Raw genomic sequence first — 15700 nt, forward strand, 5'->3', positions numbered from 1 at the left:
CCGGAATGTCCGGAAAAGAAACACGCCGACGACGAGCGTCTGCGCCTGCTTGCGGATATGGAAAACACCCGCAAGCGCCTTGAGCGCGACAAGGACGAGTTCCGCAAGTTCGCCGCCGACAAGATTCTGGGCGACATGCTGCCCATTCTGGACAACCTGGACCTTGCCCTGCAGCACGCACCTGACGACGAAGCCTGCAAGAACTTCGTCCTTGGCGTGCAGATGACGCACAAGATGTTCCTCGACACCCTTGCGGGGCACAACCTTGAGCCTTTGGGCGAAGTGGGCGAAGAATTCTCCCCCGAAATCCACGAGGCCGTGGGGCAGGAAGAGCGCGAAGGCATGGAGGCCGGGCGCGTCGCAACGCTGATGAAAAAGGGCTACAGGCTCAACGGTCGCCTGCTGCGTCCGGCCATGGTTGTGGTGAGCAACTAGCCCCCAACCAACCCCGTCGCCTGCGCTTTTGGTGAAAAAATTTTCACTCCCCTCTTTACAGCCGGGTCAGGCGCATTACTTTGAACAGCGTAAGTGACAAACGACTTTTCACGTCGAAAGTTTTTTCCAAGAGGAGGAATTCATAATATGGGCAAAATCATCGGTATCGACCTGGGAACCACAAACTCCTGTGTCTATGTGATGGAAGGCAAGGACCCCAAGTGCGTCTCCAACCCTGAGGGTGGCCGCACAACCCCGTCCATCATCGCCTTCACCGATAAGGAACGCCTCGTGGGCGAACTGGCCAAGCGCCAGGCCGTCACGAACTCCGACAAGACCGTCTTCGCCGTTAAGCGCCTGATGGGCCGCAAGTTCGAGGATCCGGCCATTAAGGGCTGGGCCGACAACTGCCCTTACAAGATTGCCGCGCACTCCAACGGCGATGCCTACGTTGAACTCGACGGCAAGCTGCTCAGCCCCGCAGAGCTGTCCGCGAACATCCTGCAGAAGCTGAAGTCCGACGCCGAATCCTACCTCGGCGAGACCGTTACCGAGGCCGTTATCACCGTTCCGGCCTACTTCAACGACTCGCAGCGTCAGGCCACCAAGGACGCAGGCCGCATCGCCGGTCTTGAGGTGAAGCGCATCATCAACGAGCCGACCGCCGCGTCCCTCGCCTATGGCTTCGACAAGAAGGCCAACGAAAAGATTGCGGTGTTCGACCTTGGCGGCGGCACCTTTGACATTTCCATCCTCGAAGTCGGCGACAACGTCGTGGAAGTCCGCGCCACCAACGGCGACACCTTCCTCGGCGGCGAAGACTTCGACAACCGCGTCATCGACTACCTCGTTGAGGAGTTCAAGCGCGAAAACGGCATCGACCTTTCTCAGGACCGCATGGCCCTGCAGCGCCTCAAGGAAGCCGCAGAAAAGGCCAAGAAGGAACTGTCCTCCTCCATGGAGACCGAGGTCAACCTGCCGTTCATCACCGCTGACCAGACCGGCCCCAAGCACCTGCTGGTGAAGCTGTCCCGCGGCAAGCTGGAGCGTCTGGTGGAAGACCTTGTGGCCCGCACCGTGGAGCCCTGCAGGAAGGCCCTGTCCGACGCCGGCCTGTCCGCGTCCGACATCGACGAGATTATCCTCGTCGGCGGCATGACCCGCATGCCCCTCGTGCAGCAGAAGGTCACCGAGTTCTTTGGCAAGGAGCCCAACCGCAGCGTGAACCCTGACGAAGTGGTCGCCATGGGCGCATCCATTCAGGGCGGCATCCTCGCTGGCGACGTGAAGGACGTGCTGCTCCTCGACGTCACCCCGCTGTCCCTCGGCATCGAGACCCTTGGCGGTGTGTGCACCAAGCTCATCGAGCGCAACACCACCATCCCGACCAAGAAGAGCCAGGTCTTCACCACGGCGGCTGACAACCAGCCCTCCGTGTCCATCCACGTGCTGCAGGGCGAGCGCCCCATGGCCGCGGACAACAAGACCCTTGGCCGCTTCGAGCTGACCGGCATCCCGGCCGCCCCCCGCGGCGTGCCGCAGATTGAGGTCACCTTCGACATCGACGCCAACGGCATCGTCAACGTTTCCGCCAAGGACACCGGAACGGGCAAGGAACAGTCCATCCGCATCACCGCCTCCAGCGGTCTGTCCGAGGACGAGATTGAAAACCTCGTCAAGGAAGCTGAAAACCACGCAGAAGAGGACAAGGCCAAGCAGAAGCTCATCGAAGCCCGCAACCAGGCCGACACCCTCATCTACACCACCGAGAAGTCCATCACGGACCTGGGCGACAAGCTCGACAGCGCCGTGAAGACCGACATCGAGACCAAGGTTGAAGCGCTGAAGAAGGCCATGGAAGGCGACGACCTCGCCGAAATTGAAGCCGCAACCAGCGCCCTCGCCGAAGCCTCCCACAAGCTGGCTGAGCAGCTCTATGCCCAGCAGCAGGACGGTCAGGACGCCGGTGCTCAGGCTGGCGGCGCACAGGCTGGCGGCGCAGCCAAGGACGACGATGACGTCGTTGATGCCGACTACAAGGAAGTCTAAAAACCATTCGGCGAAGTACCGCGGGGCCACCGGCCCCGCGCTTGCCTTCGCTCTGGAACGGGTATAGCTTGGCCTGTCCGCTCATCATGGGCGGACAGGCCGATTTTTATATCCAGCCCATAGCGGCGACACCCCGAACACCACTTATGCCGATGAAAAACGCACGCGACCGTTCCCCATATTCGCCAGCGGCCCGCTATGCCGCCCTGTTTCTGATGCTCCTGTTTCTTGTGACGGCCCTTGGCTGTGGCAAGAAATCCCTCCCCACCACACCAGAGCCCATGCCCGGCACGCCGCGCGCCCTTCCGCTGGACCAGCGGGCCGAAAACGCATGGAAGGCCAAGGACTACAGCGAGAGCGAAATGCTCTATGCGCGCCTTTTGGAGCGTGGCGGCCTTGCCGCCGCTGATGAGCGCCTTGCCCTGATGCGCCTTGGGCAGAGCGCCGTCAAAAACGGCCACGCCCACATTGCGCTGGACGCACTGGACACGCTGGCCACCACCGACCCCACGGTCCGCGACGCGTGGGACTGGCACATCATCTTTGCCGACGCCATGGACCTGCTGGGCAAGCGCGCCGAAGTCCGCCGGCACCTCACCGGCCTGCTGCACGACGACAGCCGCCCGTGGGAACTGCGCTTTAAGGCAGGCATCACCTTGGCGCGCCTGCAGTGGGTGGATCAGGAGCTGGACAATGCCATGCGCACGCTGGATGGCATCTATGCCAACTCCCCCGAACCCGCGGAGCTGTCCCATGGTCAGCTGGAACGCGCCCTTGCCGTGGAACTGCGCGACGAGCGGGCAGACATCCTTGACGCCCTCGTGGACATCATTCCCCCCTCCCGGCAAAACGACTTTCCCTACACCATCATCCGTCTGGAAAAAGCCCGCCGCCTCGCCCTGAATGAGGACACGTGGTCCAGCGCGTGGCATAGCCTGAGCCGCCTCTCCCGCGAGGGGAACTTTGCGGACAAGGGACTGGTCAGCAGCATCCTTGCCCCGCTTCTGGAGCAGCGCGACGTGCCCGAAGAGGCCGGCGGCATCGCCCTTGCCCTGCCCCTGTCCGGTCCCTACGGCGAAATCGGCTGGAAGATTCTGCGCGGCGCGGGCGTGGCCCAGTGGCGCATCCTGATGCAGGGTGGGCACATGAACATCCGTGTCATCAACACCGCCGCCCATGGCTGGCAGCAGAAGCTGGCGGCCCTGCCGGACACGATCCGTGTGGTGGGCGGTCCCCTGCGCATCAGCACCTTTAAGACCATCCACGCCAACGGCCTGACGGACGAGAGGCCCTACTTTGCCTTTCTGCCCAGCCTCGGCAGCGCCCGCGAGGGCCGCGACGCATGGCGCTTTTTCTCCAGCCCGCAGGATCAGGTCAGCACCCTCTTGGACCTTGCCGTTGATGCCTACGGCATCACCGACCTTGCGGCCCTGCACCCGGATGAGCCGTTCGGCACGCGCCTGACGGAGATTTTCCGTGCGGAGGCCGAAGCGCGTCTTGCCAGCGTGAACGCAACCGAAAGCTATCCGCCGTCCGCTCCCACCAAGTGGGGGGCGCCGGTGCGCCGCCTTGTGAACACGCCAAAGCTTGACGAAAACGGCGAAGAACAGCAAAAATCTGTGCTCGCCAACGGCGACCCGCTGCCCCCGAACCCGCCCTTCAAGGCGCTGTTCATGCCGGACGGCTGGGCGCAGGCCGAGCAGCTGGTGCCGCAGCTGTTCTTTTATGACGAAGACCGCCTGCTGCTTATGGGGCCGTCCCTGTGGGCGCAGGGCATCGCCCGGGACAATGACATCGAGGCGCGCTACTTCCGCCTTGCGGTGTTCCCCGGCGCATGGTGGGACGACAATCCCTCCCCGGCCGCGCAGCAGTTGCGCACCGCCCTTGAGCAGGACGGGTTAGGCGCTCCGGATTTCTGGATTGCCCTCGGCTACGATTTCGTCCATTTTGCGCAGGCCCTCGGCCCGGTGAAGAGCACGTGGTCCTCCCGCGTCAACTCCGCCGTGCACGACGCGCAGTCCATCACATGGAGCATGGCTCCCATCCAATGGGACGACGCGGGCAAGGCCCATCAGCAGATGTTCCTGTTCCAACCCACGTCCAGCGGCTTTGTGCCCGTGGACAAGGACCGCCTGAAGGCCCGCCTTGACCGCGTGCGCGCCCAGCATGCCGAGCGCGTGCAGATGCTGAAGGACAAAAGCGAGCTGGAGGAGCTGAAAAAGCTGCTCAAGAACGGCAACACCAGCGGCACGCTGGACCAGCGCGTCCGCACACTGCTTGAGAAACTCAATCGCCGCGCCGACGAAACCGGCGCAGATGCGCAGCAGGACAGCCTGCAATAAGACGGGCGTCTACGCCCCCCTAAGGAGACCACGTTATGAAAATCAGTCCCGAACAGGTCGCTTCTGTGGCCCGTCTGGCCCGGCTTAGCTTGGGCGACGAGGAACTCGCCCGCTTTGCAGGGCAGATTGACGATATTCTGAACTACATGGACCAGCTGGGCGAAGCCGACACCGAAAACGTGGAGCCGCTGTACTCCCCGGTGGAGCACGTCTCCCGCCTGCGTGAGGACGAAGTCCGCCGCGACTGCGAGCGCGAGGACGTCCTTGGCAACGCGCCCGAGCACGACGGCAGTTCCTTCATCGTGCCCCGCATCGTCTAGAGCCACGGCAAACAGACTCTTTTTTAAGGATTCACATATGTCCGAGCTGACCACAAAGACACTGACAGAACTGCGCGACATGCTTGCCAGCGGCAGCATCAGCGCCACCGAAGCCACGCAGGCCTGCCTTGACCGCATCGCGGCCACAGAGGACCGCGTCGGCGCGTTCACCTCCGTTCAGGCCGAGGCCGCCCTTGATTACGCCAAGGCCCTCGACGCCGAAGGCCCGCAGGCCGACAAGCCCCTGTGGGGCGTGCCCGTCAGCGTCAAGGACATCCTTGCCACCAAGGATGCCCCCACCACCTGCGCCTCCAAGATTCTGGAAAACTTTACGCCCTTCTACGACGCCACCGCCGTGGCCCGCCTGCGCGACGCCGGCGCGGTCATCATCGGCAAGACCAATATGGACGAGTTCGCCATGGGCTCCTCCACGGAAAACTCCGCCTTTGGCGTCACCCGCAACCCGTGGGACACCACCCGCATCCCCGGCGGCTCCAGCGGCGGTTCCGCCGCCAGCGTGGCCGCAGGGCAGTGCTTTGGCTCCCTCGGTACGGACACGGGCGGCTCCATCCGCCAGCCTGCGTCCTTCTGCGGCTGCGTGGGCCTCAAGCCCACCTACGGACGCGTCTCGCGCTACGGCTGTGTGGCCTATGCCTCCAGCCTTGACCAGATTGGCCCGCTGACGCGCTCCGTCCCGGACGCCGCGCTGCTGCTCTCCGCCATTGCGGGCTACGACGAGCGCGACTCCACCTCCGTGGACTGCCCGGTGCCGGACTACGTGGCCGCCGCCAACGAGCGGCAGGACCTGACGGGCGTCCGCCTTGGCATGCCCAAGGAATACTGGGCCAACGGCCTCGCTCCCGAAGTGGAAAAAGGCTGCCGCGCCGCCATCAAGCGCGCCGAAGAACTGGGCGCGCAGCTGGTGCCCGTGGACCTGCCGCACACCAAGTACGGCATCGCCAGCTACTATATTATCGCCATGGCCGAAGCCAGCTCCAACCTTGCGCGTTTTGACGGCGTCCGCTATGGCAAGCGCGCGCAGGGCGCACATGACCTCATCGACATGTACACCGCCTCGCGGAGCGAAGGCTTTGGCGACGAGGTCAAACGCCGCATCATGCTGGGCACCTACGTGCTCTCCGCCGGGTACTACGACGCCTACTACCGCAAGGCCGCACAGGTGCGCCGTCTGGTCCGTCAGGACTACCTCGACGCCTTTGAACAGTGCGACATCATCTGCGGTCCGGCTTCGCCCGTCACGGCGTGGGGCCTTGAGGAAAAGACGGACGACCCGCTTCAGATGTACCTGATGGACGTCTACACCATCAGCCTGAACCTTGCGGGCCTGCCCGGCATTTCCCTGCCTGTCGGCCTTGGCGAGGACACGGGTATGCCCGTTGGCCTCCAGCTTCTCGGCCCGGCCTTCGCGGAAGACCGATTGCTTGCCGCGTCCGGCGCGCTCATGCGCGGACTGGCCCCCTTGCCCGCGCCAAAGGGCCTGGAATAAAACGACATCACTCGAAGCCCCGCTCTGCGGGGCTTCGACGTATCCTGCACAACGTGCAAAAAGAAACGAACTGCATATGAAGACAGCGGTAGCCGTCAGCGGCGGTACGGATAGCCTGTTCACCCTCGTTCTGCTCAAGGAGCGTGGGCTGGACCTGTTTGCCGTGCACGCCCACTTTCTTCCGCCTTCGCCCGCCACGGCGCAGGCCCTTGAGGGGCTGGAGCGCCAGTGCGCAAGCCTCGGCGTCCCCTTCACCGCCGTTGACCTCTCCCGGGAGTTTGACGAGCAGGTCATCTCGCCCTTTGTCCAGTCCTACGTGGACGGCGAAACGCCCAATCCGTGCTCCCGGTGCAATCCGGCCATGAAGTTCGGCCTGCTCTTTGATGCGGCGCGAAGCATGGGCGCGGACAGCATCGCCACCGGCCACTATGCCCGCATGGTCCACGCAGGCGGCAGGCAGGTGCTCCGGCGCGGCGAGGACCCGGTGAAGGACCAAAGCTACTTCCTCTCCCTCGTCCCAGCAGGCCGGCTGGCCCACGCCGTCCTCCCCCTTGGGGAGTGGCACAAGACCGACGTGCGCGGCGCGCTGGTTGAGCGCGGCATCACCCCGCCCCTGCCGTCCGAGAGTCAGGAAATCTGCTTTGTGCCGGATGACGACTACTGCACCTTCTTGCAGTCGCGCGTGGATACGCTGCCCGGTCCCGGTCCCATCACCCTTGCGGACGGCACGGCGCTCGGCAGGCATAATGGCCTGTGGCGCTACACCCTAGGCCAGCGCCGGGGCATTGGCGTGGCATGGTCCGAGCCCCTCTACGTGGTGGGCAAGAACACCGCCGCCAACACGCTTATCGTCGGCCCCAAGGACGAGCTTCCCGCCCCCGGCTGCGAAGTCACGGACGTGAATATCCTCGTCCCGGCGCACGAGTGGCCGGAGACGGTTCTTGTGCAGACGCGCTACCGCCAGCGGCCCAAGCCCGCGACGGTGACCCTTGGCGAGGACGCCATGCATATTGCCTTCATTGAACCCCATACCCGCCCAACGCCCGGACAGGTGGCCGCCGTCTACGACGCTGACGGCACCGTTCTCGCCGGTGGCATCATCACAGCATGAACAGCGTCAAAACGTTCCATATTTCCACCCTCGGCTGCAAAATCAACCAGTACGAAAGCCAGTCCATCCGCGAGGCATGGACCAGCGCGGGCTACGCCGAAGCGGCCGACCCCGCCGGGGCGGACATCATTTTGCTGAACTCCTGCGCCGTTACCGCGCAGGCCGTGCGCGACCTGCGCCAGCGCACCCGCAAGCTCAGCCGCACCGCGCCGCAGGCCCGCATCATCATCACCGGCTGCGCCGCGCAGGTGATGCAGGATGACCTTGCCAAGGACTTTGAGGACGCCCTCATCATTCCGCAGTCGAGCAAGGAAGAACTCCTCACCCTGCCCATGGCTCACGACGCCGCCCAGCCATCCTGCACGCCCGAGCCTTCTTGCGCGCAGCAGCATGCGGACGGCTCAGACACAGCCGCGCCGCACTTCCCCGAGTTTTCCATCACGGGCTACAACCGCGTGCGCGCGGTGGTGAAGGTGCAGGACGGCTGCACCCACCGCTGCACCTATTGCATCATCCCCAGCACACGCGGCGCATCGGTCAGCCGCCCCATGCAAGGCGTTGCCGACGAGGTCCGCCGCCTGTTCGAAGCCGGATGGCACGAGGCCACACTCTCGGGCATCAACCTGCGCCAATTCGGGCGCGACCTGCCCGGCTCCCCGGACTTCTGGGACCTGCTTGAATATCTGGAGGGCGAACTTGCGCCGGACTGGGCCGGCAACGCGCGCCTGCGCATCAGCTCGCTGGACCCGGCGCAGCTCACGGACCGCGCCCTTGAGGTGCTGGCCGCCTCGCGTCTGACCAGCCCGCAACTGCATATTTCCCTGCAAAGCCTTGCTCCGGCGGTGCTGCGGCGCATGGGCCGTGGCCACTACGGCCCGGACGAGGTCGCCGCATGGGTGGAGCGCCTGCGCGGCGTGTGGCCGCTTTTTGGCCTTGGAACGGACCTTATCGCAGGCTTTCCCGGTGAAACCGACGAGGACTTCCAGCAGACCCTTGCGGCTTGCAGGGCCTTGCCGCTTTCCTACGCGCATGTTTTCCCGTATTCTCAAAGGCCGGGAACCCCGGCCGCGCGCTATCCCCAGCAGGTGCCGCAAGCGGTTAAGAAAGACCGCGCGCGCCAGCTGCGAGAGGTGGCGGCGGACAAGAAGGCGGACTTCCTTGCCACACTGGCCGGGCAGGAGCGTCTTGACGTGGTTTTGGAAAAGCTGTCCCCGGCGCGCGGCATCTGCCAATATTACGCAGACTGCCGCTTTACGGCCGATGTTCCGGGCGGCGAGCTGCGCAGCATGGTGGCGGCGCGCCCCGTGGGGGTAGACGGCACCACCCTGTTGGTTCACCCCGCAGAGTGAGCCTGTAGTGTCAAAGCGCCAACACCTATGGACATCGCGGGAAAAGGCGACTAACACACCCACACCACTACATCCAAAGAACACGACGCCCAATGGTCCGCCAGTGGGCGTCTTCAGCACATACGACGGGGGAGAACGCCTCCCCTCCCCAAAGGAAAGGGTAGAATGATCAAAAGCATGACAGGCTTCGGCCGCTACGCATCACAGGGTGACGGCTGGTCGCAGGCATGGGAAATCCGCAGCGTCAACGGCCGCCATCTGGACCTGAAGTGGCGTTTGCCGTCCAGCGTCCGCTCCCTTGAGACACGGTTTGAAAAAATCGTCCGCGAGCACGCCACCCGTGGCCGCGTGAATGTGCAGCTCAACCTGCAAATCTCCCGCCCGGACATCCTTGGCCTTTCGCTGAACAGCACCATGGCCACCGCCATGCTCGACCAAATCAGCGCCTTCGCCACCGAGCGCGGCGACGACTTTACGCCGGACTACATGCGCCTTATGGGCATGTCCTTTTTGTGGGAAGACAGCTCCAGCGAGCCGGACCCCACCCTGCAGGCCGGTCTGGAAGAAGGCCTCATCAAGGCCCTTGATGACTGGAACGACGCCCGCCACATCGAAGGCGAAGCCATGAAGGACGACCTCCTCGTGCGCGTTAAGCGCCTCTCCGGCTGGCTGGACCAGCTCAAGGAGCGCACCCCGCAGGTGAAGGAAACCCGCTTTGAAACCGTGGAAAAGCGCATGCAGACCGTGCTGGACAAATACAGCGTGGAACTGGATCAAGACCGCCTGCTGCAGGAAATCGCCGTCATTTCCGACCGCATCGACGTCACCGAAGAGCTTACCCGCCTAGACGCCCACCTCGTGCGCCTTGACGAAGTGATGCAAAACGGCGGCGACGCAGGCAAGCGGCTGGACTTCATCCTTCAGGAGTGCTTCCGCGAGATCAACACCTGTGGCAACAAGGCGCAGGACACTGACGTCAGCCGCCTTGTGGTAGACTTTAAGGCCGAGCTCGAGAAATGCCGCGAGCAGGTCCAGAACATCGAATAACACAGCCAACCTTCACAACACATACGAGTTATGATTATGCAAAAAAACGGTCTGCTCAACATCGGCTTCGGCAACTTTGTCGTAAGCACACGGGTTATCGCCATTGTCAACCCGTCGTCCTCGCCCATGCGCAGACTGCGCGAAGACGCACGGCAGGCGGGCCGCCTCATCGACGCGACCCAGGGCCGCAAGACCCGCTCCATCATCATTTCCGATTCCAACCATGTCATCCTCTCCGCCATTCAGGCCGAGACGATTGGACAGCGCTTCAGCCAGGAGGACGAAGAGAATGAATAACCGCCGCGGGCTGATGCTGGTCATCTGCGCCCCCTCCGGTACCGGCAAGAGCACGCTCATCCGCCGACTGCGCGAGGAATTCCCGCGTATTTCATTCTCCATCTCCTACACCACCCGTCCCGCGCGCGAAGGCGAACGGGACGGGGTGGACTACCACTTCGTCAGTATGGAGCGCTTCCGCGCACTGGCCGCAGAAGGCTTCTTTGCCGAATGGGCCGAGGTGCACGGCAACTGCTACGGCACCCCCAAGCAGGCCATCCTTGACCTGCTGGAAGAAGGGCAGGACATCCTGTTCGACATCGACGTGCAGGGCGCGCGCCAGCTGCGGCAGAACACGGGCGAAGGCAGCTTCATCTTCCTGCTGCCCCCCACCATGACCGCACTGCGCCAGCGTCTGGAAAACCGCAATACCGACGATGACGACACCATCCGCCGCCGCATCGACAACGCCCCCGGCGAAATCGCCAAGGCGACGGAGTTCGACCACTGGATCATCAACGATGACCTCGACTCTGCCTACAGGCTGCTCAAAAGCGTCTACCTCGCCGAGGGAACACGTCCGCGCCTGATGCCCGGATTGCTGGAGCGCATCCTCCACGTCAAACCCGAAGCCGAATAGACAAGGAACGTACATGGCCGAACTCGTCCTCGCCCTCGATTTCCCCGACAGCGACAGCGCCCTTGCCATGGCAGAGCGCGTCAAGGGCCGCCTGACATGGGTCAAGGTCGGCCTTGAGCTGTATACCGCCACCGGCCCCGGCATCATCACGGCCCTGACGGATATGGGTTTTAAGGTCTTTGTGGACCTCAAGTTCATGGACATCCCCAACACCGTGCGTGGCGCGGTCCGCTCCGCCGTTGTGGCCGGGGCGGACATGGTCAACGTGCACGCCTGCGGTGGCCGCCGCATGCTTATGGCCGCGCGTGAAGGCCTTGGTGACGGCGCGCAGATCACCGGGCGCTCCCCGCTGCTCTTTGCCGTCACCGTGCTGACCAGCATGGACGAAACGGACCTCGCCCTGCCGGACGGCGTCACCGTCGCCGATGTGGCGCTTGGCTACGCCCGCCTTGCCGCAGACTGCGGACTGGACGGCGTGGTCTGCTCCGGGCACGAAGCCCCCGCCATCAAGGACGCCTGCGGCGCGGACTTCATGTGCCTGACGCCGGGCATCCGCCTTGCCGCAGCAGGCGACGACCAGCGCCGCGTTATGACGCCCGCCAAGGCCGTTGCCGCCGGGTCGGACTTCCTCGTCGCCGGACGGCCCATCACTGGCGCAGATTCCCCGGCCGAGGCGACTGCGGTTTTCCTTGAACAGATGGCGTCTGTCGTTTTATAACGCACGAAAGGGGTACGTCATGACTGATGAGCATACACAACACAGCTCGCACGCTCCCGGGCACAAGGATCACATCAAGGGTGTGTTCTCGTCCCAGACCGTGCAGAAGGTTGGCACTGGAACCACCACCCGTAAAACCATCAAGAAAACCTTCTGGTACGCTCTAGAAGGTGACGACGGCACGGTTCTCGTGCAGCCGCTCAACGTCAACTACGTCCCCGCCGGCGCCAAGCGCAGCGTCCCGCGCGATGAATTCCTTGAGAAGTTCTCGCCGGAGCCGGAATTCTACGTCTCCAACGTGTTCCCCAAGATGAAGGAGCTCCAGCAGAGCGTGGAAAGCGGCGAAAAGCACCGCGAAAAGGGCGAAACCTTCAGCGCGGAGCTGGAGTTCAACAACGCCCTGAGCATCGACGAGGAAAACGTCCGCGCCAACTTCGGCCTTGGGCTGACCTATCTCGAACGCGGGGACGACGCCAAGGCCAACGACATCTTCGAGCGCCTCGTCAAGCTGGACGCCGCCTTTGAACCGGAGCACAAGCACCTGTTCAACGAGTTCGGCATCAACCTGCGCAAGAACAAGATGCTCGACCAGTCCGTGGACTACTACGCCCGCGCGCTGGAGCTTTCTACCGAGGATGAGCACCTGCACTACAATATTGCGCGGGTCTGCTTCGACAAGGAAGACTGGGGCGGCGCGGCCAAGAGCCTGATGCAGGCCCTTGAACTGAACGCCAACTTCGAAGAGGCCGGAAAGTTCCTTGAATGGCTCAAGGAAAAGGGCCTTGTGGACAGCGAAGGCAACGCCATTCAGGGGGCAACACCCCCTGCTCCCAAGAAAAAAGGTGCAAAAAAATCCAGCGCGAATTATAATGTTCAACTATGATGTCACATGACAAGGGCTCCGAACTTCTGTCCAGTGTCACAGCGCTCAAGGACGATCTGCCGTTCTCGCCGCAGATTCTCACGACCCTGTTCGCCCAGACGGACGAAGATTCCAAGGCATCCCTTGGTGACATCGCAGACAGCATCGCCGCCGATCAGGGCCTGACCGTTAAGGTCCTCTCCATGGCAAATTCCGCATATTACGGCCTGCAGTCCGAGGTAGAATCCCCGGCGCGGGCCGTTTCCCTTTTGGGGCTGGAGACCATCCGCTGTCTGGTGCTGGGCATTGGCGTCAAGGGGCTGGCCGCCAAGATGAAACGCGGCGTGTTGGACCTCAAGAAATACTGGCGGCATCAGCTTATTACCGCCGCCACGGCCAAGCACATCGCCTGCCACGTCAGCACCCTGCCCATTGCCAAGGACGCCGAACCGCTCATCCCGGACCAAATCTTCACGGCGGGGATGCTCCACGACTTTGGCAAACTGCTCACCGCCCTACTGCGGCCAGAGGACTGGGAGCGCATCACCCAGTTGGCCAAGGACGAATCCCTCTCCATCGCCGAAGCCGAGGACGAATACTGGGGGCTGGAGCACGGCGTGGTTGGCGCCATGGCTCTGCGGTCCATGAATCTGCCGCCGTCGCTGACCGAACCGGTCAACTGGCACCACGCCCCAACCAATGCCCCGGACCACGTCCTCCACGCCAAGATTCTGTGCCTCGCGGACGCCATGGCCGTGCGCTTTGACGGCCCGGACCGCAAAGTCGCCGGACCATGGGAAGGCATCCTTGAGGAATTCGACCTCGACATGGACGCCCTAATGGCCGACGTTGCCGAACTCGCCGAAGACGAAGGCATCAGCGACCTGCTGCGCGCCCTCACCTAACGCCCCGCATCCATCCAGAGCGTACCGCCCGCAGTGGCCCGCCATCCCCAACGGCGGCGCCCGCCACACGCCCGCGCCCGCAGCTGGTTGACGCCACAGCGCAGGACCACTACACCGCTAGTGACGGTATAACGAACGACTCACCGAGGCTTCATCAATGTCGAAAATATGGATTCCCCGCCCCAATGGCTCCGAAGCGCCTTCGGACATCGCCACATGGGCCGACTCACTCAGCGTGACGCCCCTCATCGCCAACCTGCTGTGGCAACGCGGCCAGCACAGCCTGCAGGATATGGATATTTTTCTGACTCCCGGACTCAAACATCTGGCCCCGCTGGACGCCCTGCCCGGCCTCATGGACGCCGCGCAGGTACTGGCCGATGGCCTCACCGCCGGCAAGACCTTTGCCGTGTGGGGCGACTACGACGTGGACGGCGTCACCTCCACAGCGCTGGTGACGGACTTTTTGGAGCGCCGGGGCTACACCGCGCGCCACCACCTGCCAAACCGCTTCACCGAGGGCTACGGCCTGAATATCGAAGGCCTTGAAGCCCTCGCCGCCGAAGGCGTCGACCTGCTGCTGACCGTGGACTGCGGCATCACCAGCATTGACGAAATCGCCCGCGCCAAGGAGCTTGGCATGACGGTTGTCGTCTCCGACCATCACCTTCCCGGCGAGGCCCTGCCCGCGGCTGACGCCGTGGTGGACCCGCGCCTTGCGGACTGCCCCTGCCCGGACCTTGCCGGTGTGGGCGTGGCCTTTTTGCTGATGGCCGCCCTCAACCGCCTGCTGCCCGGCGACCCCATCGACGTGCGCCAATTCCTCGACCTTGTCGCCCTCGGCACCGTGGCCGACGTGGTCAAACTGCAGGGCGAGAACCGCATCCTCGTCAAAAACGGCCTGCTCCTGCTGGGCGAAGCGCGCCGCCCCGGCGTTGCCGCCCTCAAGGAAGCTAGCGGCTTCTCGCCGTCCGCCGCCCTTGGCGCAGGACAGGTGGGCTTTGGCCTTGGCCCGCGCATCAACGCCGCAGGGCGCATCGGCGAAGCGGAAAACGCGCTGAAGCTCCTGCTGGCCAAAGACTACGACACCGCGCGCCCCCTTGCCGCCAAGCTGGATACCCTCAATACCGAGCGCCGCTCCACCGAGGACACCATCCTCAAGCAGGCCAAGGAACAAGCTGAACAGCAACTGGACCGCATCGGGCTGGTACTCTACCACCCGGACTGGCACCCCGGCGTCATCGGCATTGTGGCTTCGCGCATTGTGGAGGCGCACTACCGCCCAACGCTCATCATCACGCAGGAAAACGGCCACCTGAAAGGCTCCGGGCGCAGCACCAAGGAATTCGACCTCTACGCCGGACTCTGCGATTGCGCAGACACCCTCCTCGGCTTTGGCGGGCACAAACAGGCCGCAGGGCTCTCCCTTGAGGAAGCCAATCTGGACGCCCTGCGGGACGCCTTTGACGCAGCCGTTGCCAAACAGTGCGGCGATGAGCCACTCACCCCCACTCTCTACGTGGACGGCGAGCTGGCCTTTGCGGACATCGACTTCACCTTGCTCAAGGAACTGGAACTCCTCCAGCCCTACGGCATGGGCAACGCCGAACCGGTGTTCACCTCCCGCGCAGTGCGCGTGCAGCGACGCCGCGTGTTCGGCAAGAACCACGTCAAGCTGGACCTTGTGGAGCCGGACTCCGGCGTCTGCCTCAGCGCCAAGGCGTGGCGGCAGGCCGAGCATATCCCGCCGCACATCGAGGGCGCATCCGTGCAGTTGGCCTTTACGCCCAAGATTGACCGCTACCGCGGCACGGCCTCCATCGACCTGCAAATCAAGGACTGGAAGACCGTCTAGCTGGCGGGTGGAGCGTCCGGCGCCTCCGGCGCAACGCCTGGCACGTACGCCGCGCGGCGTCCCACAGCGGGCCCGCCCCGCTCCTCTCCCACACCGGACATTCCTCCTTGTGGGAAAAGCCAAATCAGCCAGCGCACAGCGCATCCGCCGCGCAGACGCCTCTTACCACACGCACAAGCCGCCGCCCCGATTCACCGGGACGGCGGCTTTTTCATGCTCATGCGTGGCGCACAGGCGCACACCATGGCCGCGCAGGTTTGCGCGCCTGCACCACATCTTCAGGG

At 63.9% G+C, this 15700-nt stretch carries 14 protein-coding genes; all 14 read left to right on the plus strand.

Annotated features, from left to right (window positions below):
- On the plus strand, positions 1 to 435 hold a 435-nt coding region (locus tag ACY69P_RS05770; RefSeq protein WP_462326845.1), incomplete at its 5' end, for a nucleotide exchange factor GrpE.
- A 147-nt stretch (positions 436 to 582) separates the two neighbouring features.
- On the plus strand, positions 583 to 2484 hold the full coding sequence (dnaK, locus tag ACY69P_RS05775; protein WP_462326846.1) for a molecular chaperone DnaK: 1902 nt from the start codon (positions 583 to 585) through the stop codon (positions 2482 to 2484).
- Positions 2485 to 2630: 146 nt separating this feature from the next.
- On the plus strand, positions 2631 to 4826 hold the full coding sequence (locus ACY69P_RS05780) for an ABC transporter substrate-binding protein (protein ID WP_462326847.1): 2196 nt from the start codon (positions 2631 to 2633) through the stop codon (positions 4824 to 4826).
- 35 nt (positions 4827 to 4861) lie between these two features.
- Positions 4862 to 5146: an Asp-tRNA(Asn)/Glu-tRNA(Gln) amidotransferase subunit GatC gene (gatC, locus tag ACY69P_RS05785; protein ID WP_404843156.1), complete on the plus strand. Its 285-nt coding sequence runs from the start codon at positions 4862 to 4864 to the stop codon at positions 5144 to 5146.
- Positions 5147 to 5183: 37 nt separating this feature from the next.
- Positions 5184 to 6653, plus strand: a complete 1470-nt coding sequence (gene gatA / locus ACY69P_RS05790; RefSeq protein ID WP_462326848.1) for an Asp-tRNA(Asn)/Glu-tRNA(Gln) amidotransferase subunit GatA — start codon at positions 5184 to 5186, stop codon at positions 6651 to 6653.
- Positions 6654 to 6729: 76 nt separating this feature from the next.
- Positions 6730 to 7764, plus strand: a complete 1035-nt coding sequence (mnmA, locus tag ACY69P_RS05795) for a tRNA 2-thiouridine(34) synthase MnmA (protein WP_462326849.1) — start codon at positions 6730 to 6732, stop codon at positions 7762 to 7764.
- Positions 7761 to 9113, plus strand: a complete 1353-nt coding sequence (mtaB, locus tag ACY69P_RS05800; protein ID WP_462326850.1) for a tRNA (N(6)-L-threonylcarbamoyladenosine(37)-C(2))-methylthiotransferase MtaB — start codon at positions 7761 to 7763, stop codon at positions 9111 to 9113. Before mnmA ends, mtaB begins: the two co-directional genes overlap by 4 nt.
- Positions 9114 to 9278: 165 nt before the next feature.
- Positions 9279 to 10160: a YicC/YloC family endoribonuclease gene (locus tag ACY69P_RS05805; RefSeq protein WP_459901398.1), complete on the plus strand. Its 882-nt coding sequence runs from the start codon at positions 9279 to 9281 to the stop codon at positions 10158 to 10160.
- Between the two features lie 30 nt (positions 10161 to 10190).
- Positions 10191 to 10457 (plus strand): DUF370 domain-containing protein, encoded by a 267-nt coding sequence (locus tag ACY69P_RS05810; RefSeq protein WP_404843161.1) that lies wholly within the window; start codon positions 10191 to 10193, stop codon positions 10455 to 10457.
- Positions 10450 to 11076: a guanylate kinase gene (gene gmk, locus ACY69P_RS05815; RefSeq protein WP_404843162.1), complete on the plus strand. Its 627-nt coding sequence runs from the start codon at positions 10450 to 10452 to the stop codon at positions 11074 to 11076. Before ACY69P_RS05810 ends, gmk begins: the two co-directional genes overlap by 8 nt.
- Before the next feature lie 13 nt (positions 11077 to 11089).
- Positions 11090 to 11794 (plus strand): orotidine-5'-phosphate decarboxylase, encoded by a 705-nt coding sequence (pyrF, locus tag ACY69P_RS05820; RefSeq protein WP_462326851.1) that lies wholly within the window; start codon positions 11090 to 11092, stop codon positions 11792 to 11794.
- 19 nt (positions 11795 to 11813) lie between these two features.
- Positions 11814 to 12677, plus strand: a complete 864-nt coding sequence (locus tag ACY69P_RS05825) for a tetratricopeptide repeat protein (protein WP_462326852.1) — start codon at positions 11814 to 11816, stop codon at positions 12675 to 12677.
- Entirely contained in the window at positions 12674 to 13561 is an 888-nt protein-coding gene (locus ACY69P_RS05830; protein ID WP_459901392.1) for an HDOD domain-containing protein, read from the plus strand. Before ACY69P_RS05825 ends, ACY69P_RS05830 begins: the two co-directional genes overlap by 4 nt.
- A gap of 157 nt (positions 13562 to 13718) precedes the next feature.
- A complete protein-coding gene (gene recJ / locus ACY69P_RS05835; protein ID WP_462326853.1) occupies positions 13719 to 15416 on the plus strand; it encodes a single-stranded-DNA-specific exonuclease RecJ in 1698 nt (565 codons plus the stop codon).
- The last annotated feature ends 284 nt before the right edge of the window (positions 15417 to 15700 follow it).

The organism is Desulfobaculum sp. (assembly GCF_054921475.1).

Coding starts and splice junctions, on each gene's coding strand:
- dnaK (WP_462326846.1), top strand. CDS start 583: ATGGGCAAAATCATCGGTATCGACCTGGGAACCACAAACTCCTGTGTC.
- ACY69P_RS05780 (WP_462326847.1), top strand. CDS start 2,631: ATGCCGATGAAAAACGCACGCGACCGTTCCCCATATTCGCCAGCGGCC.
- gatC (WP_404843156.1), top strand. CDS start 4,862: ATGAAAATCAGTCCCGAACAGGTCGCTTCTGTGGCCCGTCTGGCCCGG.
- gatA (WP_462326848.1), top strand. CDS start 5,184: ATGTCCGAGCTGACCACAAAGACACTGACAGAACTGCGCGACATGCTT.
- mnmA (WP_462326849.1), top strand. CDS start 6,730: ATGAAGACAGCGGTAGCCGTCAGCGGCGGTACGGATAGCCTGTTCACC.
- mtaB (WP_462326850.1), top strand. CDS start 7,761: ATGAACAGCGTCAAAACGTTCCATATTTCCACCCTCGGCTGCAAAATC.
- ACY69P_RS05805 (WP_459901398.1), top strand. CDS start 9,279: ATGATCAAAAGCATGACAGGCTTCGGCCGCTACGCATCACAGGGTGAC.
- ACY69P_RS05810 (WP_404843161.1), top strand. CDS start 10,191: ATGATTATGCAAAAAAACGGTCTGCTCAACATCGGCTTCGGCAACTTT.
- gmk (WP_404843162.1), top strand. CDS start 10,450: ATGAATAACCGCCGCGGGCTGATGCTGGTCATCTGCGCCCCCTCCGGT.
- pyrF (WP_462326851.1), top strand. CDS start 11,090: ATGGCCGAACTCGTCCTCGCCCTCGATTTCCCCGACAGCGACAGCGCC.
- ACY69P_RS05825 (WP_462326852.1), top strand. CDS start 11,814: ATGACTGATGAGCATACACAACACAGCTCGCACGCTCCCGGGCACAAG.
- ACY69P_RS05830 (WP_459901392.1), top strand. CDS start 12,674: ATGATGTCACATGACAAGGGCTCCGAACTTCTGTCCAGTGTCACAGCG.
- recJ (WP_462326853.1), top strand. CDS start 13,719: ATGTCGAAAATATGGATTCCCCGCCCCAATGGCTCCGAAGCGCCTTCG.